General features: G+C 63.1%; 19 protein-coding genes. 12 read left to right on the plus strand and 7 right to left on the minus strand.

The annotated features are described in order from the left end of the window. Positions 1-23: 23 nt before the first annotated feature. The 4 genes from D5125_06325 to D5125_06340 form a co-directional block, all read right to left on the minus strand. On the minus strand, positions 24-1,655 hold the full coding sequence (locus tag D5125_06325; GenBank protein QFY89124.1) for a tetratricopeptide repeat protein: 1,632 nt from the start codon (positions 1,653-1,655) through the stop codon (positions 24-26). 148 nt (positions 1,656-1,803) lie between these two features. Continuing rightward, positions 1,804-3,084, minus strand: coding sequence for a glutamate-1-semialdehyde 2,1-aminomutase (hemL, locus tag D5125_06330; protein QFY89125.1), 1,281 nt, complete (start codon positions 3,082-3,084; stop codon positions 1,804-1,806). A gap of 204 nt (positions 3,085-3,288) precedes the next feature. Then, a complete protein-coding gene (locus D5125_06335; GenBank protein QFY89126.1) occupies positions 3,289-3,942 on the minus strand; it encodes a thiamine phosphate synthase in 654 nt (217 codons plus the stop codon). 205 nt (positions 3,943-4,147) lie between these two features. Continuing rightward, positions 4,148-4,936: a hydroxymethylpyrimidine/phosphomethylpyrimidine kinase gene (locus D5125_06340; GenBank protein ID QFY89127.1), complete on the minus strand. Its 789-nt coding sequence runs from the start codon at positions 4,934-4,936 to the stop codon at positions 4,148-4,150. A 118-nt stretch (positions 4,937-5,054) separates the two neighbouring features. On the opposite strand from D5125_06340, the gene D5125_06345 reads away from it, so the two are divergent. The 9 genes from D5125_06345 (at position 5,055) to ispH (ending at position 14,186) form a co-directional block, all read left to right on the plus strand. After that, positions 5,055-5,537 (plus strand): DUF5063 domain-containing protein, encoded by a 483-nt coding sequence (locus D5125_06345; GenBank protein QFY89128.1) that lies wholly within the window; start codon positions 5,055-5,057, stop codon positions 5,535-5,537. 144 nt (positions 5,538-5,681) lie between these two features. Continuing rightward, complete coding sequence (locus tag D5125_06350; GenBank protein QFY89129.1) at positions 5,682-7,679, plus strand: SpoIIE family protein phosphatase; 1,998 nt, start codon at positions 5,682-5,684, stop codon at positions 7,677-7,679. Between the two features lie 92 nt (positions 7,680-7,771). Continuing rightward, complete coding sequence (locus D5125_06355) at positions 7,772-8,314, plus strand: hypothetical protein (GenBank protein ID QFY89130.1); 543 nt, start codon at positions 7,772-7,774, stop codon at positions 8,312-8,314. A 67-nt stretch (positions 8,315-8,381) separates the two neighbouring features. Next, positions 8,382-8,765, plus strand: coding sequence for a DUF1987 domain-containing protein (locus D5125_06360; GenBank protein QFY89131.1), 384 nt, complete (start codon positions 8,382-8,384; stop codon positions 8,763-8,765). Further along, positions 8,762-9,568 carry a GGDEF domain-containing protein gene (locus D5125_06365; protein QFY89132.1) on the plus strand — a complete coding sequence of 269 codons (807 nt, stop codon included), beginning with the start codon at positions 8,762-8,764 and terminating at the stop codon, positions 9,566-9,568. The genes D5125_06360 and D5125_06365 overlap by 4 nt, the downstream gene beginning before the upstream one ends. A gap of 32 nt (positions 9,569-9,600) precedes the next feature. Beyond that, on the plus strand, positions 9,601-12,366 hold the full coding sequence (locus tag D5125_06370; protein ID QFY89133.1) for a response regulator: 2,766 nt from the start codon (positions 9,601-9,603) through the stop codon (positions 12,364-12,366). A gap of 281 nt (positions 12,367-12,647) precedes the next feature. Then, on the plus strand, positions 12,648-12,788 hold the full coding sequence (locus D5125_16950; GenBank protein ID QPB72218.1) for a hypothetical protein: 141 nt from the start codon (positions 12,648-12,650) through the stop codon (positions 12,786-12,788). A gap of 4 nt (positions 12,789-12,792) precedes the next feature. Further along, positions 12,793-13,260, plus strand: coding sequence for an FKBP-type peptidyl-prolyl cis-trans isomerase (locus D5125_06375; GenBank protein QFY89134.2), 468 nt, complete (start codon positions 12,793-12,795; stop codon positions 13,258-13,260). Then, the gene (gene ispH / locus D5125_06380) at positions 13,257-14,186 is read left to right on the plus strand and encodes a 4-hydroxy-3-methylbut-2-enyl diphosphate reductase (GenBank protein QFY89135.1); all 930 of its coding nucleotides are present in this window, start codon (positions 13,257-13,259) and stop codon (positions 14,184-14,186) included. Before D5125_06375 ends, ispH begins: the two co-directional genes overlap by 4 nt. A 156-nt stretch (positions 14,187-14,342) precedes the next feature. Here the strand turns inward: ispH and D5125_06385 are convergent, their stop codons facing one another. Beyond that, the gene (locus tag D5125_06385; protein QFY89136.1) at positions 14,343-15,110 is read right to left on the minus strand and encodes a flagellar brake protein; all 768 of its coding nucleotides are present in this window, start codon (positions 15,108-15,110) and stop codon (positions 14,343-14,345) included. 270 nt (positions 15,111-15,380) lie between these two features. Here D5125_06385 and D5125_06390 point away from each other — a divergent pair, with 270 nt between their 5' ends. Further along, positions 15,381-17,933 carry an EAL domain-containing protein gene (locus D5125_06390; protein QFY91074.1) on the plus strand — a complete coding sequence of 851 codons (2,553 nt, stop codon included), beginning with the start codon at positions 15,381-15,383 and terminating at the stop codon, positions 17,931-17,933. 111 nt (positions 17,934-18,044) lie between these two features. Here D5125_06390 and D5125_06395 read toward each other — a convergent pair whose 3' ends face one another. After that, positions 18,045-20,684: a PAS domain S-box protein gene (locus tag D5125_06395; protein ID QFY89137.1), complete on the minus strand. Its 2,640-nt coding sequence runs from the start codon at positions 20,682-20,684 to the stop codon at positions 18,045-18,047. Between the two features lie 226 nt (positions 20,685-20,910). Between D5125_06395 and D5125_06400 the strand changes: the two genes are divergently transcribed. Together D5125_06400 and fabA are read left to right on the plus strand one after the other, a co-directional pair. Next, the gene (locus tag D5125_06400; GenBank protein ID QFY89138.1) at positions 20,911-22,623 is read left to right on the plus strand and encodes a proline--tRNA ligase; all 1,713 of its coding nucleotides are present in this window, start codon (positions 20,911-20,913) and stop codon (positions 22,621-22,623) included. Between the two features lie 304 nt (positions 22,624-22,927). Continuing rightward, positions 22,928-23,446 (plus strand): 3-hydroxyacyl-[acyl-carrier-protein] dehydratase FabA, encoded by a 519-nt coding sequence (gene fabA / locus D5125_06405; protein ID QFY89139.1) that lies wholly within the window; start codon positions 22,928-22,930, stop codon positions 23,444-23,446. Here the strand turns inward: fabA and D5125_06410 are convergent. Then, positions 23,430-24,293, minus strand: coding sequence for a 6-carboxytetrahydropterin synthase (locus D5125_06410; GenBank protein ID QFY89140.1), 864 nt, complete (start codon positions 24,291-24,293; stop codon positions 23,430-23,432). The genes fabA and D5125_06410 overlap by 17 nt on opposite strands. Positions 24,294-24,316: the final 23 nt, after the last annotated feature.

The following is a 24,316-nucleotide window of genomic DNA, read 5'->3' on the forward strand; positions in this document are numbered from 1 at the left end:
TCATGGAGTCCGTACCAGGGCCATCAGAATTTGCTCGCCAGGGCCTGCAGGCGTGGCACCAGGCTGGTCAGACGCCAGTCATCCGGAGCGGCCTGACGCACCCGTTCGATACAGTCGGCGGCCTGACGCAGGTTTTCGCTACTGGTGCCCTCTTTCTCCATATACATGATCAGGGCCTTGGCGGCATTCAGGTTGACGGTCTTGTTGCTGGGCAGTTCGCTGGCGGATGCCCGCAGCAACTCCACCGCCTCCGCCAGCTTGCCCTGCCTGATCATGCGCACGCCTTGATTGTTCTTACTGAAGACATCCTTGCGTACCTTGGCGATGAGTTCACCCGTATCCACCTCCATGCCGGCATTGGTGAGCATGTGGCCCATGGAGCCCAGCAAGGCGTCGTTGTCGTGATTGTTGGCGATGATGGAACTCACCAACTTGAGGGCCTTTTCCTGCTGGCCCAGCTGGATACAGGCATTGGCCAGCTCCAGCCCCAGGTTGCCGGTAACCCCGTGCTTGATGCGGCCTATCAGGGACTCGGCCCGGTCCAGCTGCTCATTGGCCTGGGTCTCGTCCCCTTGCCCCTGGTAGATCAGGGCCAGGCTGGTGGCCTCTAAAAATCTGGCCTCGTTGTCATTTTTGTTGAAGCTGGTGCCTATGCCCTTGACCACCTTCAGGGCCTCCTGGAACTTCTTGTTGGCCACCATGACCTTGGCCAGCCCGGCATTGGCCGTGGCGGATTTGTGAATCGAATGGCGACCCATCTGCACCGCCGCCCCATAGGCCTGCTCGGCCTTGGTCAGATCACCGTTGATCATGGCCAGCTCACCCAGCTCCTGCTGGCGCATGACCCCCTTGGGTGAGCGCTCCACGGCATGGCTCAGGGTCTCCTCCGCCGCCCGGGTGTCGGCCTCGATACGCTGAATCTTGGCCAACAGGTCAAAGGCCTCCATCAGATTGGGGTATTCCCGGACCATATGCTCCAGCACCACCTTGGCCTGCACGTATTGCTGTTTGGCAAACAGCACCTTGGCCTTGCCCATCTGCGCCCAGGCAACATCGCGCAGCATGAGGAACTGTTCATAGATGGCCAGGGCATCGTCGTATTGACCCGCGCCAAACAGGATACCGGCCTTGAGCTTGACCAGCTCACCGGTGTATTTGGTCTGGGTTGCCAGCCGTTCATTGATCAGTTCCAGGGCCTTGGCGTGGTTCTTGCCCGCCAGGCTGGCGTGGATCGGCACCATGGTCTTCTTGTGCTCCATGATCTTGAGCAGGCGCTCGCGCAATACATCCTTGTTGAAGGGCTTGGAGATATAACTGTCAGGCTCATACTCGATCACCCCCAGCACCATGTCCCGGGAGTTTTCCGCCGTAATCATGGTAAAGATGCTGTTCATGCCCACCAGCCCCAGATAACGGGCCTCTTCCAGCACCTGCATGCCGTCCTTGCCCGGCCCCAGGTTGTAGTCGCAGAGCACCACGTCATAACGGGTGGTCCCGCCCAGCTTGTACACGGCCTCCTCGCCGTTACGGGCGGTGTGTATCTGCTCCGCCGGGGCACCCAAGGCCTGGAGCATGGCCCGGATCATCGAGCGCATATCAGTAAAATCGTCAACCACCAGGTAGTTAAGTCGAAAAAAAGGATTGGCCTTAAGCATGGAACGGAATCAGCCTGGAATAATCGCGAAAAGGGAGACATTCTACGCGATTTACTGCAATACGCGCGGTGTTAACCCCAGCGCCGCCGAGCTGGGGGCCTGTTGGGTTTGGGCGTTTTGGGGCTTCCCCGCCCCAGTATCGGCTGTATCAACCCAGCTCGGCAAAGGCCTCCGCTGCGGCCGTCAAAGTCGCGTCAATATCCGCCTCGCTGTGGGCCGCCGAGACAAAACCTGCCTCGAAGGCCGAGGGGGCCAGATAGACGCCGTGATCGAGCATGGCGTGGAAGAAGCGCTTGAAGCGCACCTGATCGCAGGCGGTGGCCCCGGCATAGCTGCTCACCTGCTCAGGGCTGAAGAACAGGCCGAACATGCCGCCGACGCGGTTGGCCGTCATCGGGATGCCTGCCTTGGCCGCCTCCGCCAGCAGGCCATCCACCAGCCGCTCGACTTTGCTGCTGAGCTGTTCAAAGAAGCCCGGTGCCGAGATCAGCTTCAAGGTCTTCAGCCCCGCCGCCATGGCCACCGGATTGCCCGACAGGGTACCGGCCTGATACACCGGGCCGAGGGGGGCGATTTTCTGCATCACCTCCAAACGGCCGCCGAAGGCACCCACCGGCATGCCGCCGCCGATGACCTTGCCCAGGGTGGTCAGATCGGGGCGGATGCCATAGAGCGTCTGAGCGCCACCGAGGGCAACGCGAAAGCCGGTCATCACCTCGTCAAAGATCAGCAGGGCGCCGTACTGGTCGCAGACCTCGCGCAGGGTTTGCAGAAAGCCCGGCTGCGGCGGGATGCAGTTCATGTTGCCGGCCACCGGCTCGACGATAATGCAGGCGATCTGCCCGCCCAGCTGGGCGAAGCAGTCGCGCACCTGCTGGCTGTCGTTGAAGCTCAGAGTCAGGGTGTGCTCCGCCAGGCTGGCAGGCACGCCTGGCGAGCTGGGCTCGCCCAGGGTGAGGGCACCGGAGCCGGCCTTGACCAGCAGGCTGTCGGAGTGGCCGTGGTAGCAGCCCTCAAACTTGACGATCTTGTCGCGGCCGGTGAAGCCCCGCGCCAGGCGGATCGCCGACATGGTGGCCTCGGTCCCGGAGCTGACCATGCGCACCATCTCCATGCTCGGCACCAGCTCGCAGACGCGATCGGCCATCTGCGTCTCCAGCTCGGTGGGGGCACCGAAGGACAGGCCCTTGCCGATGGTCTCGGCGACGGCGGCTATCACCTCGGCATGGGCATGGCCCAGCACCATAGGCCCCCAGGAGCCGACATAGTCGATGTAGCGCTTGCCATCGGCATCCCAGGTATAGGCGCCGCTGGCGTGGTCGATAAACACCGGCGTGCCGCCAACCCCTTTGAAGGCGCGCACCGGCGAGTTGACCCCTCCGGGGATGTGTAACTGGGCGGCTTGGAACAGGCTGTCGGAACGGTTCATGCTGTGGGGTTCTCCGTTATTTTTGATTTAAAAAGTCCGCAAATGAATGCGAATTAACACAAATGGACCAGGTCGCAAGCCTTCGACTATCAGCTGAATCTTGCCCGGATGCAGGCGGTAGCCGGAATCCGGGATGGCGCTGTCTAAGCCCCTCGCCCCCTCGGGGAGAGGGGCAAGCGGGTTGCGGAAACGCTCAATTTCCCCTCATTTGCGTCCATCTGGGTTCATTTGCGGACCAAATAGCGCTGAAAACTCACGACTGGCAGCGGCAACATCCGCCTGACCGAACAGGGCCTGGATCACCGCCAGCATGTCGGCACCGGCCTGGATCAGCGGGGGGCCATTTTCGGGGGTTATGCCGCCGATGGCAACCAGGGGCAGGTCAAAACGGCCACGGGCCTCTCGCAGCACCTCCAGCCCCGCCGGGCTGGCACCGGGCTTGCTCTGCGAGGGGTAGAAGCGGCCGAAGGCCAGATAATCCGCCCCTGCCGCCGCCGCTGCCGCCGCCCGGTCCAGGTCGTTGTAACAGGAGATGCCGATGATCGCCCCAGGCCCCAGGCGAGCGCGAGCCAGCTCCAGGGCACCGTCCTCGCGGCCCAGATGCACCCCATCGGCGGCCACCTTGGCGGCCAGCTCCACATCATCGTTGATGATCAGCAGGGCCTGGCGCTCAGAGCACAGCCGCCGCAGGGCTTGGGCCTCGGCCAGCCGCCGCGAGCGGTCCTGGGATTTGTCCCGGTATTGCACCAGCCGAGCGCCACCTTGCAGGGCTGCGGCCACGCGCTCGATCAACTCAGCAGCGCAAAGGGCGCTATGGGTAATGGCATAAAGGCCACGCAGACGGGGGTCAGATGTCATGGGTCACAGTCTCGGCATGAAAGCGGGACGCAGAGAGCGCAAAGAAGCGCAGAGAACGCTGAGATTGTTGGGTGTTAGGCATGGATAAAGTTCGCAACTGATTAAAAGCCATCAGCTGTTATAAAGTATTTGCGTTCATTCGCGGACCAAAATCAAGTAGCAGCTCTGCGCTCTCTGCGCTTCCCGGCGGCCTCTGCGTCCTTCTTCAAACCCCATAACGCCCTGGGTTGAGCTGGTGCTGGCCGATGCGGCGGGCCTGGGCCAGGCTGTTCCAGGTGAAGCGCTGGGCCTGTTCCAGGGCGCTGATCAGGTCGCAGCCCTTGGCCAGCAGGGCGGCGCTGGCGGCGGCCAGGGTGCAGCCGCTGCCGTGGAAGGTACCGGGCAGGCGCGGCCAGTCCCATTCCTGGATCGGGCCGCTGGCATCGTAGAGCCGATTCACCAGCCGGGTTTCTTCATTGTGGCCGCCGCTGATCAGCACCGCCTCGGCGCCCAGCTGGCAGAGGGCAGAGGCGCAGTCCGCCAGTTGCCGCTGGCCGCTGAGGCGCTGGGCCTCGGGTAGATTGGGGGTGAGCAGGCGCACCTGGGGCAGCAGGCGGCGCAGGGCGGCGAGCAGCTCGGTATCGCTTAACTCCAGACCACCGCCGGCGGCCAGAACCGGGTCGAGCACCGGCGACGGCAGGCGCGCCTGGGCCAGCTGCTGGCCGAGCCAGTCGATCAGCGCCACGCTGCCCAGCAGCCCCAGCTTGAGGCCGTGGATCGGCATATCTTGCCGCAGGCAGTCCAGTTGCGCGGCGATCAGCTCCAGTTCCACCGGCACCAGGCGGCGCACATTGGCGCTGTTCTGCACCGTCAGGCAGCTGATGAGGCTCAGGCCCTGCACGCCGAAGGCGGCGGCGCTTTCCAGGTCGGCCTGGATGCCGGCCCCGCCGCTGGGGTCGTGGCCGCCGATGCTGAGCAGCACCGGCAGGTCGCTATGTAGTTGTTGGCTATGCATCGGTCTATGGTAGCAGGAGCAGGGAATTTGCCGCCAATGGTCAGATAATGAGGCATATTTCAAATTCTTGACTACACTTCACCTTGCATTGGGTTTTGAGCAGCGTGGAGGTGCAGGCATGAGCCCGGAGTTACGCAATCTGCTGGCCATTGCCAGGAACTATTGCCATCTGATCGAGCATAGCGACACGGAGCAATGGCTGGATGACATAGCGGAATTGCTGCCGCAGATGCACGCGGCCATCGCCCGCCTGGGCCTCAGGCCCCGATCAGAGGACGCGCTGCCGGGGGAGGAGCCGGTTGATCTGGACCAGCGTTTTGATCTCTATGTGCAGCTCAAATCCCTGCTTGGCGACAACGACCCCTACTGGATGGAGTACGACGGCCAGGATGCGCAACAGATGAGCGGCAGCCTGGCGGATGACCTCACCGATATCTACTGCGAACTCAAGCGCGGCCTGGAGGCCCTGGGCCGCACCGAGGAGGAGGCCGCCCTGCCGGTGCTCAACGGCTGGCGTCAGGGCTACCAGTTGCACTGGGGGCAACACCTGCTGGATGCCGAGCGGCATCTCTATCTGCTCTATCAGGAAGGTCGGCTGTGAATGAAGGCCGAGCGGACAAGGTCGGCTGCATCTCGCTTCGACTTCGCTCAGCGAGCGGCTCGGCGTACGGCTCAAGTTGACGCCTTAAAATCAGGTACACTGAGGCCATGAGCCCCCAGCTACAGCCCATCGAACACTGACCCCATGCCTGCTTTCGGTTTTGGACTGCGCGCCAAGTCTCTGCTGGCCCTGCTGCTGGCCTGCCTGTTTGCCCTGTTGCCCACGGGCTTCATCGGCTGGCAGGTGCTGCAGGGGGTACAGAGCCACTTTGGCCTGGCCTATGCGAAAAATCTCACCCAACTCAATCGGCAGAACATCCTTGCTCCGGTAAGCCGTGATCTGGCCCTGGCCCGGCTGCTGGCCCGCTCTTTGCTGGCCCGCCAGTGGCTGCTGGAGGAGGACAACACGGCAAAGCGGGAGCTGTTCTTCCGCGAGGCGGAACATTACCGTCAGGGCTTTAGCGATCAGAACTACTTTCTGATCAGTGCCCTGAGCCGCAACTATTTCCTCAACGCCAAGGACAAGCCCCACAGCCAACAGCCGCGCTACCGGCTAGACCCGGAAAAAACAGAGGATGCCTGGTTTTTCAATAGCCTGGAGCATACCCAGGACTACAACATCAACGTCAACACCGATGTCCACATGGGCATAACCCAGGTCTGGCTGAACGTCATCGTGCGTGAGGGAGAGCGCAAGATCGGCCTGGCCGGCACCGGTCTGAATCTGACCGGGTTCCTCAAGGAGTTCATTGCCACCGGCGAGCCTGGGGTGACGCCCATAATTCTCGATAGCCAGGGGGCGATTCAGGCCCATCCGGACACCCGTTTGATTGCCTTTAACTCCGGCAGTGGCACCAGGAATCAGGCCAAGACCCTGGCCTCCCTGCTGGATTCGGCGCAGCAACGCAGGGCCCTGGAGCAGACCATGGCGGCGGCCCAGGCGAAACCGGCTCTGGCGCACAGCCTCTGGGTCAATCTGCAGGGCAAGCGCCAGCTGCTGGCCCTGGCCTATATCCCTGAGCTGCGCTGGCATCTGGTCACGGCGGTGGACCTGAACGAGGCGCAGATCATGGAGCCGGGCTGGGCCCTGGCGGTTACCGGCGTATTGGCGTTGCTGCTGCTCGTCTTGCTGCTGGCCTTTGGCGCGGCGGTGGAACGGGTGGTGCTCAAGCCCCTGCGTACCCTGCACCAATCCGCCACCGCCCTGGCCGAGGGCAATTACCAGGTCAGCCTGCCGCCGCCTGGGCGAGACGAGCTGGGCGACCTGAACCGTGCCTTCGGCACCATGGCCAGCCAGATCAAGGCCAACACCAAGCAGCTGGAAGACAAGGTGCGCGAACGCACCCAAAAGCTGGAGCAGGCGAACCGGGACATGGCCAGCGCCCACCAGAAGATCAACGACTCCATCGACTACGCCAGCCTGATCCAGCGCGCCATGCTGCCCAGCGGCCAGTTATCGGATATGCTCGGGGCGCATCACTTTGTGCTTTGGCACCCGCGTGACGTGGTCGGCGGTGATTTTTACCTGTTCCGCGCCCAGGACGATGAGCGCTACCTGATCGGCGTGGTGGATTGCGCCGGGCACGGGGTTCCGGGGGCGCTGATGACCATGCTTGCCCGCGCCGCCTTCGACGATGCCATGAATCGGCAAGGCCTTGACTCACCTGCCGCCCTGCTCGGCCACGCCGATGCCAGCCTGCGTGAGATGATCCAGCAATCGGAGCTGCCCAGGGCCATAGCCACCAACATGGATGCGGGCCTGGCCTATATTGACCGCAAGGCCGGACAACTACGCTATGCCGGGGCCAAGATCGCGCTGTACTGGAGCGATGGCGCGGAGGTGGGCGAGATCAAGGGCGGTCGTCGCCCCCTATGCGACCGCAAGCTGGGGGTGTACAGTGATCAGACGCTGGAAATGCGTCCGGGAACCACCTACTATCTGGTCACCGATGGCTATCTGGACCAGGCCGGCGGCGAGCTGGGCTATGGCTTTGGCAACAGCCGCTTTGCCGCCCTGCTGCAGGAACACGCCCGACTGCCGATGCAGGAGCAGGCCGCAGCCCTGAACCAGGCCCTGGAGGCCTATCGTGGCGACCATCAGCAACGTGATGACATTACCCTGTTGTCGTTTCGAATTGGCTGAGGCATCGGCCAATCAATGGGGCTGCCAAGTCCCTTAGCGCAAGGCTGCATAGCCTGTACCAGATATTTTCACTAGCTCAAGGTGACGCCACTGTGGATGCCATAGACCTGTTTGAACTGCGTGATTACTTCAACCAGCGGCAGATGATGCTCTGCTTCAACGGCCCCATCTCCCGCAGCCTGATCGAAGAGGTGGGCAACGCCCTGAGAAACTACCTGCAGGCGGAAAACGCGCACCCCTCGGCGGCCATGGATGTATTTGCCGTGTATATAGAAATGACCCAAAATATCCGCCATTATTGCCAGAGCCGCGGATATACCGATGTAGATGCCTCGGCCACCGTGGTGGTGGCCCGTGACAGCGAGGGGCTGTATCTGGTGCAGGCCGGCAACCTGGTGGAAACAGCCGATGGTGAGGCCCTGGTGCAGCGGCTGAAACATCTGGCCGGCCTGGACAAGGCCCAGCTCAAGGCCGCCTACAAGGAACAACTGCGCCGGCCACGGCAGGAGATGGCCGCTACGGGGGCTGGCCTGGGCATTCTCGACATGGCACGCAAGTCGGCCCGGCCCTTGCAGGCCAGTCTGTCGGCCACCGCCGATGGGCGCAGCTTTTTCAGCCTACGCGCCTTGATATGATGCCTGCGCCAGCGGCCCAGGCGGCTGGCGGCCATTCGACAAGATAAAACCCTAGGCAACAACCGTTATGAATGATCTGAACATCCCGGCCACCCAATCCACCCCCAGCATCCACGCCCAGTGGCAAGCGGGCGTGCTGCTCATGGCCGGTGATTCCTATCCGGAGAACTCCTTCGACTTCTTCACCGAGGTCATCGAATGGGTGGAGGCCTACCTGAATCAGGAGCAGCGGCCGTTGCGCCTGGAGTTGAATCTGGTGTACATGAACACCAGCTCGGTCAAGGCCATGCTGGATATCTTCGATATGCTGGAAGAGGCCCACGGCGAGGGCCGCGAGGTCAGCGTCAGCTGGTACTACGACCCGCGCAACGAGCGCGTGGTGGATCTGGCCGATGAGTTCAAGGAAGACTGCACCTTTCCCTTCGAGATCAAGCCGGACAGCGGTTCATGACCAAGGCCTGCCCCAGCCTGCATACGGAACAGGAACTGTTTGCGCGCATCCGTAGCCTGCTAGATGATACGGCCCAGGCCAACAACCCACTGCATGACCCCCTGGCTGAATTGCTTCAGCTGAGCCAGACACAGAACGAGCGACTGCAACGGCTGGTGCGCATCTCCGATGGATACCACGAGGTCGGTCGCCGTCAGACCGAGACCCTGACCCAGCAGTACGACCGGCAACTGCGCCGCCTGGAAAAGCTGGCGCGCATCTCCGACCGCTACCAGAACAGCCTGCGCCAGCTGAGCGAGGCGCTCAAGGTGGCCGCCCTGCAAGACCCGCTCACTGGCCTGGGCAATCGGCGTTATCTGATGGAGCGGCTGCGCGAGGAGAGCGAGCGGGTGGTGCGCAAGGGCAACCCCTACGCCTTGGGCCTGATCGACGTAGATCACTTCAAGACCTTCAATGACCGCTTCGGCCACGAGGTGGGCGATCGGGTGCTGTGCGAGATCAGTCAGAGCCTGCATCTGCAACTGCGTGATTATGACCTGTGCGGCCGCTGGGGGGGCGAGGAGTTTCTCATCATCCTGCCCGAGTCCGACCTGGCGGAGGCCGGTGCCGTAGCCGAGCGGGTGTTGCAGGCAATCAAGGAAATACATCTGGAGGATATCGACAGCGCCAGGGGCCTGACCGCCAGCATGGGCCTGAGCCTGCACCAGGCAGGGGAAAATTACTCCGAGACCATCCGGCGTGCCGATGACGCCCTCTACCGGGCCAAGGAGCTGGGTCGGGACCGCCTGGAAATCGCGCCCTAGCCTATTTCACCTGGGCTGGAGGAAGGAGGCCCGTGCTCGACTACCTCATCAACAAAATCCGGCTGAAAGACCGCATTCGCCTGGTCTATCTGCTGATCGTGCTGGTCGCCCTGCTGGTGGGGGGATTTTCCTATCTGGGCTTTGAACGCCTGGAACAGGAGTTCAAGCGCTTCTCACGCGCCAGCAACGAAACCCAGCTGGGCCTGGAACTGGCCCGCCAGATCGCCGACTTGCAGCGTACCGCAGAGATCTTCACCCATGAGGGCCACCAGTCCGCCGCCGAGCAGGTGGAGTACGGCTATGCCAACATCCGCGAGCTGATCCAGCGCGGCCAGGGCTCCAGCCTGACCGGCATCCAACCCTACATCGAAAAGATCGACCGCCACCTGGGGCGTTACTATCAGGCATTCCAGCAACTGCAAGAGCAACGGGTGCTGCAATCGCGCCTGGTCAGTCGGGCCATCCGCGACCAGGCCAGCCTGGCCGAGCAAGGCATACGCCAGCACCTGCGCGACATCCCCCCGGAGCAGACCGCGCGCCAGTTACAGGCCATCCAGCTGCTCAGCGACCTGCTGCTGGTGGAAAAGAGCATCTACCGTTATTTCGACTCCCTGCATTCACCCCAGGTGGACCAGGCCAAGCAGCACCTGGCGCGGGTGCGCCGGGGGCTGGATCAGGCCCCTGGCCAGTACGCCGGGGCGGAGGGCCTCAAGCGGCTGCTGAATACCTATGAGAGCACCATCCTGGAGGCGGTGCAGCGCACCCGCGGCTATCTCTATCTGGTGAATGTGGTAATGGCTGCCGAGGCCTATGAGATACTCTATCAATCACGCCAGATCAGCCAACTGCTGGGCGTGGAAATGGCCGCGGCAGAGACCGAGATCGGTACCACCCTGGACCGGATGGTACAGATGGAGCTGCTGGTGGGCCTGGCCTTTCTGATTGCCGTCAGCCTGTTGTCGCTGCTCATCGGGCGCAGCATCACAGACCCCCTGGACCGCCTCACCGAGACCTTCCGCAGCCTGGCCAGGGGTGAGGGGGATACCGAGATCCCGGCCTATCCCCTGGACGATGAGCTGGGCGATCTGACCCAGGCGGCGGAGGTGTTTCGGCTGAAGAATCAACAAACCCAGCAGCTGATGCAGCGTTACCAGCGCCTCAGCGGTGACCTGGAGGTGATGGTGCAGCGGCGCACCCAGCAGCTGTCCGACTCCAACCGCAAGCTGACCCTGGCCAAGGAGGCGGCAGAGGCCGCGACCCGGGCCAAATCCGCCTTTCTGGCCAACATGTCCCATGAGATCCGCACCCCCATGCACGCCATCACCGGCATGGCCTATCTGGTCAAGCAGACCGAGCTGGACGCCGAGCAGCGAGACCATATCGACTCCATCGACCTGTCCGCCAAGGCCCTGCTGCAACTGCTGAACGACATCCTCGATCTGTCCAAGATCGAGGCCGGGCGGCTGGATCTGGAGCGCATCGTATTCGACCTGACGGAGGTGCTCGACCAGGTTGGCAGCCTGATCGCGCTACAGGCCAGGAACAAGAAGCTGGACTACCGTATCGACTACCCGGCCGATCTGCCTCGGCATTTTCTCGGCGACCCCACCCGTCTGCGCCAGGTGCTGATCAACCTGCTGGGCAACGCGGTCAAGTTCACCGAACAGGGTGCGCTGGGGCTTGAGGTGCGCTGGCAACAGGGCCAACTACACCTGCGCGTGTGGGACACGGGCATAGGCATGAGCGAGCAACAGCAACAACGACTGTTTCAGAGCTTCAGTCAGGCCGATGTCAGTACCACGCGCAAATACGGCGGCAGCGGCCTGGGCCTGTCCATCAGCAAGCAACTGGTGGAGCTGATGCAGGGCCAGATCCGGGTACAAAGCCGACCCGGCAAGGGCAGCAGCTTCGGCGTCGAACTGCCCCTGGCCCTGGCCGATCCGGCCACATCGATTGACCCCAGCGAAGGCCCGGACCCGGCGCGAGGGCACCGGGAGCAGGCCCTGCGCGCCCGCCTGCCGCAACTGGCGGGCAAGCGCCTGCTGCTGGTGGAGGACAACGCCATCAACCGCAAGGTGATCCAGGGCATGTTGCGCCACTCCGGCATAGTCATCGAAGAGGCCTTCGATGGGGCCCAGGCGGTTGCCCGCTACGCCCAGGGGCAGGCCGATTTCGACCTCATCCTGATGGATGTGCAGATGCCGGTGATGGGCGGCTACGAGGCCACCCGGCAGATCCGCCGCCTGGCCCCGGATACGCCCATCTTCGCCCTCACCGCCGATGCCCAGATCAGCGACGTCGAACAGGCCCGCGCCTGCGGCATGAACGAACACCTGCACAAGCCCATAGACGTTGCACAGCTGTTCTCCCTGCTGCTCGACTACCTGGGCGAGGGGCCGACATCCGCGCCCGTGCCGCCTGAACAGCCAGGCAGACCCAGTGCCGCGAGCCCGAGCCTGCCTGCCGCCGCCACCCCGCTGCTCGATCGCCAGGCCGGGCTAGAGCGCATGGGTGGGGATGCCGAGCTGTACGCCGAGCTGCTAGAGGAATTTCACCACCGCTACGCCCCCCTGGCCGACGGCCTGCGGACGGCCATGGCCGAAGACCCCCAAGCCACCCGCCGCCTGATCCACTCCATCAAGGGCATCAGCAGCACCCTGGGCGCGGATCGACTGGCGCAGATCGCCGCCCAGATCCAGGCCAGCGGGGATGATTTTGATCCCGCCCTGCTGGAGCAATTTCAGGCCGAGCTAAAACGCCTGTGCCGGGAAATAGGGTCGCGGGATTCGGCCCCTTGACTTGGCTTGGCCGGGCCGCCCTGTCGGCCGCCTATGCCCTAGGAGCCTGTCGGATTTAGGATGCTCCTACTGCGCCGGTGGGAAGAACGGCCCAAATTTCCCCGATTTTTCGTTGCGTAGGCCCACTATGCGCCTCAAAATCGTGAAAATTTGTTCTCGCTCTCCCACCTTGCTCGCTACGGGCACCTAAACCCGACAGGCTCCTAGCTGGCTTGTTTTTGTGCAGGGATATGGGTTAAGTTGCGGACACCGAAACGGGATCCCATCACGGAGAAACCCCATTGAAGAACTGCAAGCTTTGTCGCCTCAACGCCGTGTGCAACGACCTGCCCGGTATCTGCATCCTGTTGCAATATGCCGCGCCCCTGCTGGTGGGCGGCGTGCTCATCTACCTCTTCATCACCCAGGAACTCATGGGTTAGCCCCTTGCCCCCCCGTTCCCAACCAGGCCACCAACCCAGGCCCGGCCCCCTGATCGGCCCCGGCAGCCGGGTGCGGGCGCACCTGGCCCTGTATCTGGTAGATGGCGAGGAGCTGTTGTCCACCTTCGCTGAGGAACCCCTTGTGTTTCAAATCGGTGATGGCAGCCTGAGTCAGGGCCTGCAACTGGCCTTCTATGGCCTGCGCGCCGGGGCGCAAGAGGATTTGCTGCTGCAACCGGGGCTGGCCTATGGGCAGCGGGATGAGGGCCTGCTGCGCTGGCTGCCGCGCCAGTCCTTTGCCGGGCTTAAGCTGGTTGTTGGCCAGCACATGGCCTTCGATCTGGGGGATGGCGAACAGACGCCGGGGCTGGTGTTGCGGCTGGAGCCGGAGCGGGCACTGATCGACTTCAATCACCCCCTGGCCGACCAACCCCTGCGTCTGCGCCTGCAGGTGCTGGAGGTGAGTGCATGAACATCGTCCTGGCCAACCCGCGTGGCTTCTGCGCCGGGGTGGATCGCGCCATCGAGATCGTCGAGCGCGCCCTGCAGGCCTTTGGCGCGCCCATCTATGTGCGCCATGAGGTGGTACACAACCGCTTTGTGGTGAACAGCCTGAAACAGCGCGGCGCGGTCTTTGTCGATGAACTGGACGAGATCCCCGATGCCAGCACGGTAATCTTTTCCGCCCACGGTGTCTCCCGTCAGGTACGCGAAGAGGCCGAGCGGCGCGGCCTGCGCATCTTCGACGCCACCTGTCCGCTGGTGACCAAGGTACACCTGGAGGTGGCGCGCCATGGCGACGAGGGCCGTGAGGTGGTGCTCATCGGTCACCGTGGCCATCCCGAAGTAGAGGGCACCATGGGCCAGTATCGAGGGCGCGCCGGTGGCATCCATCTGGTGGAAACCCCCGAGGACGTAGCCGCGTTGCAGCTGGCCGATGCCGAGCGCCTGGCCTTTGTCACCCAGACCACCCTGTCCATGGATGACACCGCGAAGGTCATAGCCGCCCTGCGCGAGCGCTTTCCCCACATCATCGGGCCGAAGAAGAACGACATCTGCTACGCCACCCAAAACCGTCAGGACGCGGTGAAACAACTGGCCCAGCGCTGTGACCTGCTGCTGGTGGTGGGCTCGCCGAATAGCTCAAATTCCAACCGCCTGCGCGAAATCGCCGAGTTGCAAGGCACCCGCGCCTACCTGGTGGACCGCCCCGGCGACCTGCAGCGGGATTGGCTGGCGGACAACCCGCGTATCGGCATCAGCGCCGGTGCCTCGGCCCCCGAGGTGTTGGTGGCGGAGATCATCGAGCAGTTGCGCCGCTGGGGCGCGGACCCGCCCGAGGAGCTGGCCGGGGTGGAGGAGAACGTGCGTTTTGTCCTGCCGCCGGAGCTGCGCTAAATCTCAGCCAATGGCATAGGGCGGGCCGTGGCCGCCACCAAGCTACCTGTGATCGGGTTGTGCCTGCGAGGGCATGGCGGCCACAGACCGCCCTATGCGGCACAGCCGCTGGGTGGGAGGGCAGTGCTACGCGACAGCGCAGCGCGGTGGGTTCTCTTAGTTGGCTTTGTTGCGCAGGGTGCGCAGCTGGATGGCGAACACCACCTTGCCCATGACCACCATCTCGTGGCTGTTCATATTGATGTCAGTGAACATGAAGCCGACCCGCTTGTTCGGTACCCCGCCCGGCCTGCCCGCTGGGATTGGCAGCTCCGCCTTGGCCTGCACCGGGATGCTGAACCTCAGCCGCTGGCCCCGCTCACCGGCGCTTTCGATGATGTCCTCGTCGCTGAACTCCAGGCGCAGCAGGAGCGGCTGATCCTGAGGTATATGCAGCTGGGCGTCGGCAAACTCCACCGCCACGCCGCCCTTGGAGATATCGAACAAAATGCCCTCGGCCAGGGGCTGTTGCTCTTCACCGGTATCCAACAGTTGAACGCTGTTGCGCACCCCCTTGGCCGATACCCGGAAGTATTCGCGCAGCTGGTTGTAGCTGAGCTGTTCGGGGTAGCTCAGGGCGTGGGCCGGGCTGCCCTGATAGTCCAGGGGGCGCAGATAGCGGCAGGCAAAGGTCAGGCTACAGCCGTCTATCTTGCCCCGCAGCAGGACGCGCTGGGCCTTGGCTATGTCCTTGTTTTTGCTAAAGGGAATGAGTTCATCGATGATCAACTCACGGGTCTTGCGCTCCAGCACGCTGGCCAGCAGCATGGAGCCTGCCGGGGTCTTCTCCTTGTCGAGAAAGACCTCCAGCCGGGCCTTGCCCTTCTCCAATTGGTAGAGATAAGGCCGCATCTTCTCCTGGGTGGTGATCTTTTCAGCGGACATATTGTGGCGTTTTCCGTGGGATTGGCCGACTCAAATTCCTCCCTTTGCAAAGGGGAAGGTCAGGCTGCGCAGAATAAGCAAAAACGACGCCCAGGCCAAACCGGATATCGGCAGGAGGGCTAGACAATTTCCCGACTGAATTACTGGTTTTGCTGTGGTAGTCTTTGATAATTCTCAACCGGTCGTCAGTCAGCCCCTCGGCCAAGGTCGTGGGCTGTCCTGGCGGCCCCAACTGAAAGGAAGGACAGCGTGAATTTTCTGCCAGCCTATCTGAATCCGCGCAGCCTCAGGGGCTTTATCCTGCTGGCCGCCTCCGTGGTGTCCCTGGTGGTATTCATCGGCGTCTATCTGGTGGTGCACGATCTCTACCAACGCACCATCAAGGAGGACGCGCGCAATGTCTCCGAGCTGATTGCCGAGCAAACCTTCAACTCCATGTATCAGGTGATGCGCAAGGGCTGGTCGCGGGCGGACCTGGATATCTTTCTTGAGGGCCTGCGCGAGCCCTTCAACAATACCCCCTACAGCGTCACCATCTATCGTGGGCCAAGGGTGGATGCCGAATTCGGCGGCATCGCCCAGCCCGCGCTGGACGATCTGGGCCAACAGGCCCTGCTGCTGGGCAAGGCCAGCCGCCATGAGGACGGCTATCAGATCCGCTACCTCTACCCCCTGCTGGCGCGCAAGGAATGCCTGCGCTGCCATGAGACCGTAAAGCCTGGCCAGGCCCTGGGTCTGATCGACGTGCGCCAGAATCTGCTGCCGGTGCTGGAGCGGGCGCGCAGCGCCTTTCTCGATACCCTGATCCTGATCGTCCCGGTGACCCTGTTTCTGGCCCTGATCAGCGCCATCCTGATCCATCGGCGTATCAATCACTCACTAAATTTCGTGCGCAATCAGGTGGACAGCATCCAGCGCGTCGATGACCTGACCCGGCTGCGGCTGGAAACGGCGCGTACGCCGGGCTTCACCGAGGTGGCCGCCATCGCCAAGGAGGTCAACAAGCTGGCGGAAAAGCTGCGTACCTTTGCCGTGGACAAGGATCTGCTGGAGTTCGAGATCCGCCTGCTGGAGCGCTTTGTGATCACCTCCGAGGTGGTCAGCGACTGGCGCGAATATGTGCAGCAACTGCTGGTCGAGATCAATCAGGTGATGGAGATCTACGCCCTGTTCTCCATCTTCAAGCAGGACGAGGACGAATACGAGCTGGAACTGTTCTGGCTAGCACCGCCCAGCGCGGCCACCTCCCAGGCCCTGGAGCAGGTGATCCGCCGCGCCATCCAGAGCAATCAGCGCCTGGGCGAGGCGGTGGTGGCGCACACCCACCAGCAGGTGGCCAACCCGGATTTGCCACCGATTGAGGTATCGGTGGAGATGCTGGAGGTACAGGTCAAGTCCCTGCTGCTGGACGCCCCCAAGATCGGCGGCATCGTCGGCATTGGCGTCCACAGCGACCTGACCCGCAACGAGACGCGCATGCTGGTGATCGAGAGCGTGCTCTCTACCCTGCTCAACGTGGTCGGCTCGGTCAAGGCCATCTCTCGTTACACCAAGGATCTGGAGCACTACGCCACCCGCGATCCGCTGACCGGCCTGTACAACCAACGCCTGTTCTGGGAGCTGCTGGAGTATGAGGTGGGCCGCGCCGGTCGGCACCACCACAAGTTTGCCGTGCTGATGATGGATATGGACAACTTCAAATCCATCAACGACAGCTTTGGTCATACGGTGGGCGACCGCTTCTTGCAGGCGGCGTCCAAAAGCATCGGCGACTGTCTGCGCCAGGGCGACATCTTCGCCCGCTACGGCGGCGACGAGTTCGTCGCCATACTGCCGGAGATCGACGACGCCCTGCCCTACACCGCCGCCCGGCGCATCCTGGAGGCCACCGATCAGGTGCTGCTGGAGACCGAAGACGGCCAGGACATCAAGGCCACCCTGTCCATCGGCGTGGCCACCTACCCGGATCATGCCAAGAACGCCAAGGACCTGTTCCTGTTCGCCGACAACATGATGTACAAGGCCAAGGCGGAGGGCAAACACCGCTTTGCCGTACCCTCGGAACAGGACGTGGTGGACGGCTTTCGCCAGATCGGCGAGAAGAGCAATCTGGTCAAGCGGGCCATGGAGGAACGCTGGGTGGTGCCCTTCTTCCAGCCCATCGCGCGGGTGGACGACGATCGCATCTACGCCCATGAGATCCTCAGCCGCATCCGCCTGCCCGACGGCACCCTGCTGGGGGCGGGGGATTTCATCGAGATCGCCGAACAGCTGGGCATCATCCACCGGCTCGACTACATCGCCATGGAAAAGGCCTTCGAGAAGGCCCGCGCGGAGAACTACGAGGGCCTGCTGTTCGTCAATATCTCGCCCAAGGCGCTGGTACTCAGTGAGTTCTTTCAGACGGTCAAGCGTCTGGTGGTGGATGCCGGGCTCACTCCGGGCAACATCGTGTTCGAGCTGACCGAGCGCGACACCGTGCGCAACATGAGCCTGCTGGAGGCCTTTGTGCAGCGCCTGCGGGATGAGGGCTTCAAGTTCGCCATCGACGACTTCGGCTCCGGCTTCTCCTCCTTCCACTACCTCAAGCGCCTACCCATCGATTACCTGAAGATCGAGGGGGACTTCGTCGCCAACATGCACCGCGACGCCAAGGACCGCGCCTTCGTGCGCAGCATGGCCATGCTGGCGCGGGAGCTGAACATCATGACCATCGCCGAATTCGTGGAGAGCGAAGAGGTCAAGCAGGAGGTGCGCGAGGCCCTGGTGGACCTGGTGCAGGGCTACCACATCGGCCGCCCAACCTCTGAACTCATTCACTGATACAGAAGACAGAGGACAGAGGACAGAGGACAGAATTTGGAGTCGCTGCGCGACAGAACAGTGAACTTGGCGCAAAGCGCCCTCAAACTTCTGTCCTCTGCCCTCTGTATTTCAGCCTTCGGTCTTTTCCTGATCCAATAGCTGTTCAAAATCCGCTATGGGCATGGGCCGGGCCAGCAGATAGCCTTGATAGCTGTTGCAGCCCTGTTCGGCGAGGAAGTCCAGCGCCGCCTGGGTCTCTACCCCTTCGGCGATTACCTCCATGCCCAGGTTCTGCCCCAGGCTGATGATGGTGCATACGATGGCGGCATCCCTGTCCCCTGGGTGCAGGTCACGCACAAAGGATTGGTCGATCTTGAGCTGATCAAAGGGCAGGCGCTTGAGGTAGGACAGGGAGCTGAAGCCGGTACCGAAGTCATCCAGAGAAAAACGCACCCCCAGGGCCTTGATCTGGTCCATCTTGACCATGACGCTGGCCAGGTCATCCAGCAGCAGGCTCTCGGTAATCTCCAGCTTGAGCAGCTGCGGCGGGGTGCCGAATTCCTCCAGGGCAGCGGCCACCTGATCGACGAAATCCGCCTGCTGGAACTGCTTCGGACTGACGTTGACCGATAGGCTCAGCCGCCGCCGGGCCGCCTGCCCCTGCCATTGCTCCAGCTGGCGGCAGGCGCTGCGCAGGATCCACTGCCCCATGGGCAGGATCAGCCCGCTCTGCTCGGCCAGGGGGATGAAGGCGGCCGGCGAGATCAGACCGCGCTCCGGGTCCTGCCAGCGCACCAGTATCTCCGCCCCCAGGGCCTCGCCCTGGGCGTTGGCCTGGAGTTGATAATGCAATACCAGCTGCTCCGGTATGGCCTTGCGCAGCAGGGCCTCCAGGCCAACCCGCTGCTCCAGCGCCTGCTGCATGGCGTGGTCGAAGAAGTGCAGGCGGTCACGCCCGGAGCCCTTCACCTGCAACATGGAGGCATCGGCCCGCCTGAGCAGGTCGGCCATGCTGTCCAGGTTGCCGTCGAACAGGCTGATGCCCATGCTGGCGGTGATGACGAACTCGCTGCCGTTGATCGGGATGGGTTGGCGGATGGTATTCAACAGCCGCTCGCCCAGTTCCTTGGCCTGCACCAGGGCGTGTTCCTTGTCCTGGTGCAGGTTTTCAACCACCACCACGAACTCATCACTGCCGAAGCGGGCCACGGTGTCGTCGCCGTGTACCGAGCCGACCAGGCGCTGGGCGATCTCGATCAATACCCGATCACCGACGTCATGGCTTTGGGTGTCATTGAGGGCGCTGAAGCCGTCCAGGTCGATGAAGTACACCGCGCCGAGCCGGTCCAAGCGCTTGCTGCCGAGCAGGGCCTGCTGCAGGCGGTCCATGAACAGGCGCCGGTTGGGCAGCTTGGTGAGTACGTCGAAATAGGACAGGCTGTGGATCTTGGCCTCGGCCTGCTTGTGCTGGGAGATGTCCTCAAAGGCACCGATGTAGTTGCAGACATGGCCCTGTTCATCCAGCACGGCGCTGATGTGCAGCCATTCGGGGTAGATCTCGCCGTTCTTGCGCCGGTTCCAGATCTCCCCCTGCCACTGGTGGTCGCGGCTCAGCTCCTGCCACATCTTCTGGTAGAACCCGGCCTCATGGCGGCCCGACTTGAGCAGGGCCGGGGTATGGCCTATGACCTCGTCAGGGCGGTAGCCGGTGGTTTGGCTGAAGGCCTGATTGACCCTGAGGATGGATTGCTCGGCATCGGTGATGATCATCGCCTGCCGGGTCTCGAAGGCGGTGGCGGCGATGCGCAGCTCCAGCTCCGCCTCCTTCTGCTGGCTGATGTCCTCGGTGAATATGACGATGCCGCCGATGCCGCCATCGGCCCGTCGCCAGGGCCGCACCTCCCAGCGCTGCCATTGGTGACGACCATCGGCACGGATGATGAAATCGTTGTCCGTCCGTAACACCTCGCCGACCAGGGCCCGTTGATGTACCTCGCGCCAGCGCGGCGGGATCTCGGGGAAGACCTCATAATGGCTGCGGCCAATGATGTTTTCATCCGTCAGGCCGTAATCGCTCAGCCAGCGGTTGCTCACCACCATGAAGCGCATCTGCTCATCGAACATGGCCAGGGCCGCCGGGGCGTGCTGGATAAACAGGCGCAGGCGGGTCTCGCTCTCCTGCAGGGCCAGTTCCATCTGCTTGCGCGCCTGGATGTCTTCTATCACCGAGATGAAATAGTCCGGCTGGCCCTGCTGATCCCGCACCAGGGCCACGGTCAGGTTGATCCAGACCAGCTGGCCGTCCTTGCGCCGGTAACGCTTCTCCAGGCTGTAACTCTTACGCTGGCCCTTGAGCAGCTGATTGAGCAGGTCGAGGTCGGCATCCAGGTCCTCGCCATGGGTGATATCCTGAAAGCCGATCCGCAGCAGCTCCTCCTCGCTGTAGCCAACCAGGGCGCAGAGCCTCTGGTTGACCTGCAGCCAGCGGCCATCGGGGGCCACCAGGCCCAGGCCCACCGCCGCCTGCTCGAAGGTGGCCAGAAAGCGCGTCTCACTGCGTTGCAGTTGGCGTTGACGCACCTGCAACAGACCGAACAACAATAGGGCGGTGACCAGAATAAAGGCAATGCCCTTATAGCTCTGCCACTCGGCCAGCTGCACCGCATCGGCCGTGAGCAGGGTCAGTACCGCATCGGAAAGCAGGATCCATAGACTGCCAAAGGCCAGGTAGATCAGGGTGATCCAGACGGCGGGGTTTTTGCGCAACATATTCAGGTCCTGCTGTCGAAACGCTCGGCTGTTGGCCCCATGCTAACGGACAGGGGGTGGTTGGCACCAGCCCCTGTTTCCCGGATTCCGTTGCGCTCCACCCGGACCGCAACCACTCAGTCGCTGGACTGGGTTTCATGCCAAGCCGCATCGCTTTGGTTCAGGCGGCGTGACGTATACAATGCGCCCTTGCCGATTCTTCATCCAGCCCAGACCAGGAACCCAGATGCGCGTCTCCCAATTCCCCTTCAGCACCCTGAAAGAGACCCCGGCCGATGCCGAGATCGTCAGCCACCAGCTGATGCTACGCGCTGGCCTGATCCGCAAGCTCGGCGCCGGTCTCTACACCTGGCAGCCCATGGGCCTGCGCGTGCTGCGCAAGGTGGAGGCCATAGTCCGCGAGGAGATGAACCGCGCTGGCGCCCTGGAGGTGCTGATGCCGGCGGTGCAACCTGCCGAGCTGTGGCAGGAGTCCGGCCGCTGGGAGGCGATGGGCGCGGAAATGCTGCGGCTGAAGGACCGCCACGGCCACGAGTTCTGCTTCGGCCCCACCCACGAGGAGATCATCACCGACCTGGCGCGCAACGAACTGCGCAGCTACAAGCAGCTGCCGGTGAACTTCTACCAGATCCAGACCAAGTTCCGCGACGAGCGCCGGCCCCGCTTTGGCATCATGCGCGCCCGCGAATTCCTCATGAAGGACGCCTACTCCTTCCATCTGGATCAGGCCTCGCTGCAGCAGACCTACGATCTGATGTACCAGACCTACAGTCGCATCTTCCAGCGTTGCGGCCTGGCGTTTCGCGCCGTGGCGGCGGATACCGGCAGCATCGGCGGCAGCGGCTCGCACGAATTTCATGTGCTCGCCGACTCCGGTGAAGACGCCATCGCCTTCTCCACCGCCAGCGACTACGCCGCCAACGTCGAGCTGGCCGAGGCCCTGGCGCCGGTGGGTGAGCGCCCGGCCCCCAGCGAAGCCCTGCGGGAAGTGGCTACCCCCAACGCCAAAACCATTCAGGAGCTGGTGGAGCAGTTCGCTCAACCCATCGAGCGCACCCTCAAGACCCTGCTGGTGGCGGCCTCGGATGAGGTCGATGCGCCCCTGGTGGCCCTGCTCCTGCGCGGCGACCACGAACTCAACCCGATCAAAGCGGAAAAGCTGCCCCAGGTAGCCGCCCCCCTGCGCATGGCGGAAGAGACGGAGATCCGCGCCGCCATCGGCGCCGGTCCCGGCTCGCTCGGCCCGGTGGGTCTGCAGCTGCCGATCATCGCTGATCGCAGCGTCGCCCTGATGGCCGACTTCAGCGCCGGCGCCAATCAAGACGGCAAGCACCTGTTCGGCATCAACTGGCAGCGCGACCTGCCCCTGCCGGAGCTTGCGGACCTGCGCTCGGTACAGGAGGGCGACCCCAGCCCGGACGGCCAGGGCAGCCTGACCATCGCCCGCGGAATCGAGGTCGGTCACATCTTCCAGCTGGGGCAGAAATACAGCAAGGCGATGAACGCCAGCGTGCTCGACGAGCAAGGCAAGGCGGTGGTGATGACCATGGGCTGCTACGGCATCGGCGTGTCCCGCGTGGTCGCCGCCGCCATCGAGCAAAACCACGACGAGCGCGGCATCCTCTGGCCCGCCAGCATCGCCCCCTTCCAGGTCGCCCTGGTGCCGATGAAGCTGTACAAGTCCCAGCGCGTGCGCGAGGCCGCCGAGCAACTGCACAACGAGCTGCAGGCCGCCGACATCGAGGTCATCCTCGACGACCGCGACAGCCGCCCCGGCATCCAGTTCGCCGACATCGAGCTGATCGGCATCCCGCACCGCATCGTCATCGGCGAAAAGGGCATAGACGAGGGCGTGCTCGAATACCGCAACCGCCGCGAAAGCGAAAACCGCTTCATCCCGCGCGGGGAGATCGTCCGCTTTATCCGAGAGCAGTTATGAAGTCCACGAAAAAGGACGCAGAGAGCGCAGCCTGTGAAATGACCACTGCGCAAGAAGAAAAACCATAAACTCCGCGTGCTCTGCGCTACTTTGCGACCTCTGCGTCCTGAATTTCCTCTCGTTCCCACGCAGCGCGTGGGAACGAGAAAAACGGAGCGATCGCGGAGTTGGCACTGCTCCCTGCGCAAGAAAAACTATAAACTCCGCGTGCTCTGCGCTACTTTGCGACCTCTGCGTCCTGAATTTTCAGGATGTTATTGGCGTTAATTCGCGGCCCCAAATTCAAAAAACCAGGACAACACCTATGTTTGACAAGAAAAACAGCTACAACAAGGACGAGCTTCTGCAGTGCAGCCGGGGTGAGCTTTTTGGCCCCGGTAACGCCCAGTTGCCGGCCCCGAACATGCTGATGATGGACCGTATCTGCCGTATCTCGGACGAGGGCGGTGCCAACGGCAAGGGGGAAATCATCGCCGAGTTGGATATACGACCTGATCTCTGGTTTTTTGACTGTCACTTCCCCGGCGACCCGGTGATGCCCGGCTGTTTGGGGCTGGATGCCATGTGGCAGATCCTGGGTTTCTTTCTGGGCTGGATCGGCAACCCCGGCCACGGTCGCGCCCTGGGCGTGGGCGAGGTCAAATTCACCGGCCAAGTGCTACCCAGCGCCAAGCTGGTGCGCTACCAGATCGACATCAAGCGCGTCATCGCCCGCAAGCTGGTGCTGGGCATCGCCGATGGCCGCCTGGAAGTGGACGGGCGCGAGATCTATACCGCCAAGGACCTGCGCGTGGGCCTGTTTACCTCTACCGAGGGCTTCTGACCTGGGCCAGGGCACCCTTTCCCACTCCCTCGAAGGCGCGTACCTGAATGGTCTCGCCGGGCTGGTCTGAGGCCAGTTCGGTGGCGATGTGCTGGGCGATCCGCTCCACCGTGGTATCGCCCTGCAGCAGGACGCAGGCCTCGGCGGGCAACTCCAGCTCATAGCGCCCCTCGCCGGTATCATAGCCAAACCGGGCATAGGTCCGCCCCTGGTAGGCGTACTCCCCCAGCAACACCGCCCGCTCGGCCAGATAGGCATGCCGCCAGCGCCGCGCCCAGGCCGCTGCCAGCTCCGGGGCCGCCACCCCGTTGCGCTGGACCTGAATGGCCGAGCGATGGCCGTGGGCAATGCGTCGGCAGTTGCCGGCGTGTTGGCGCAGACCATGGCTGTACTGATAGAAGGGACCATCGATCGCCTCCGGGTAGAGGCGCAGGCGCAGCTCGGTACAATTCTCCGCCAGGCCCGGCAGCAGCCGCTGGCGGATGCAGGCGGCCACCCCCTCGGGTTCGATGCGTGGCAGTGGCAGCGGGCACAGGGCCGCCTGCGGCGAGCTATGTCGGATGCGTTGGCCGTCCTGGCAATGAAACACCAGCTGGGCGGTCCCATTTACTTGATCCAGCTGGCAGCCGGGGTATTCCAGCGGGACCAGCAGACAGTGATCAAAGGCCTGATCCAGCAACCACTTGACCTGCTTTTTCACCAGACCAAAATCCAGCACCATGCCCTCGGCATTGAGCTGTCCCTCCAGTTCCAGATCCACAAGCCAGGTCTCCCCCAGCAGGCCCAGCTGCGGATCCAGGTAGGCGAAATCCAGGTTGGTGAGTCGATTGACGAAGAGCTGTGGCATGGGGCTACTTGATCCTAAAAAGA

Origin of the sequence: gamma proteobacterium SS-5 (genome assembly GCA_009497875.2) — a bacterium.
GTDB classification, from domain to species: Bacteria; Pseudomonadota; Gammaproteobacteria; order Chromatiales; family Chromatiaceae; genus Magnetovirga; species Magnetovirga frankeli.

Coding starts and splice junctions, on each gene's coding strand:
- D5125_06325 (QFY89124.1), bottom strand. CDS start 1,655: ATGCTTAAGGCCAATCCTTTTTTTCGACTTAACTACCTGGTGGTTGAC.
- hemL (QFY89125.1), bottom strand. CDS start 3,084: ATGAACCGTTCCGACAGCCTGTTCCAAGCCGCCCAGTTACACATCCCC.
- D5125_06335 (QFY89126.1), bottom strand. CDS start 3,942: ATGACATCTGACCCCCGTCTGCGTGGCCTTTATGCCATTACCCATAGC.
- D5125_06340 (QFY89127.1), bottom strand. CDS start 4,936: ATGCATAGCCAACAACTACATAGCGACCTGCCGGTGCTGCTCAGCATC.
- D5125_06345 (QFY89128.1), top strand. CDS start 5,055: ATGAGCCCGGAGTTACGCAATCTGCTGGCCATTGCCAGGAACTATTGC.
- D5125_06350 (QFY89129.1), top strand. CDS start 5,682: ATGCCTGCTTTCGGTTTTGGACTGCGCGCCAAGTCTCTGCTGGCCCTG.
- D5125_06360 (QFY89131.1), top strand. CDS start 8,382: ATGAATGATCTGAACATCCCGGCCACCCAATCCACCCCCAGCATCCAC.
- D5125_06365 (QFY89132.1), top strand. CDS start 8,762: ATGACCAAGGCCTGCCCCAGCCTGCATACGGAACAGGAACTGTTTGCG.
- ispH (QFY89135.1), top strand. CDS start 13,257: ATGAACATCGTCCTGGCCAACCCGCGTGGCTTCTGCGCCGGGGTGGAT.
- D5125_06385 (QFY89136.1), bottom strand. CDS start 15,110: ATGTCCGCTGAAAAGATCACCACCCAGGAGAAGATGCGGCCTTATCTC.
- D5125_06395 (QFY89137.1), bottom strand. CDS start 20,684: ATGTTGCGCAAAAACCCCGCCGTCTGGATCACCCTGATCTACCTGGCC.
- D5125_06400 (QFY89138.1), top strand. CDS start 20,911: ATGCGCGTCTCCCAATTCCCCTTCAGCACCCTGAAAGAGACCCCGGCC.
- fabA (QFY89139.1), top strand. CDS start 22,928: ATGTTTGACAAGAAAAACAGCTACAACAAGGACGAGCTTCTGCAGTGC.
- D5125_06410 (QFY89140.1), bottom strand. CDS start 24,293: ATGCCACAGCTCTTCGTCAATCGACTCACCAACCTGGATTTCGCCTAC.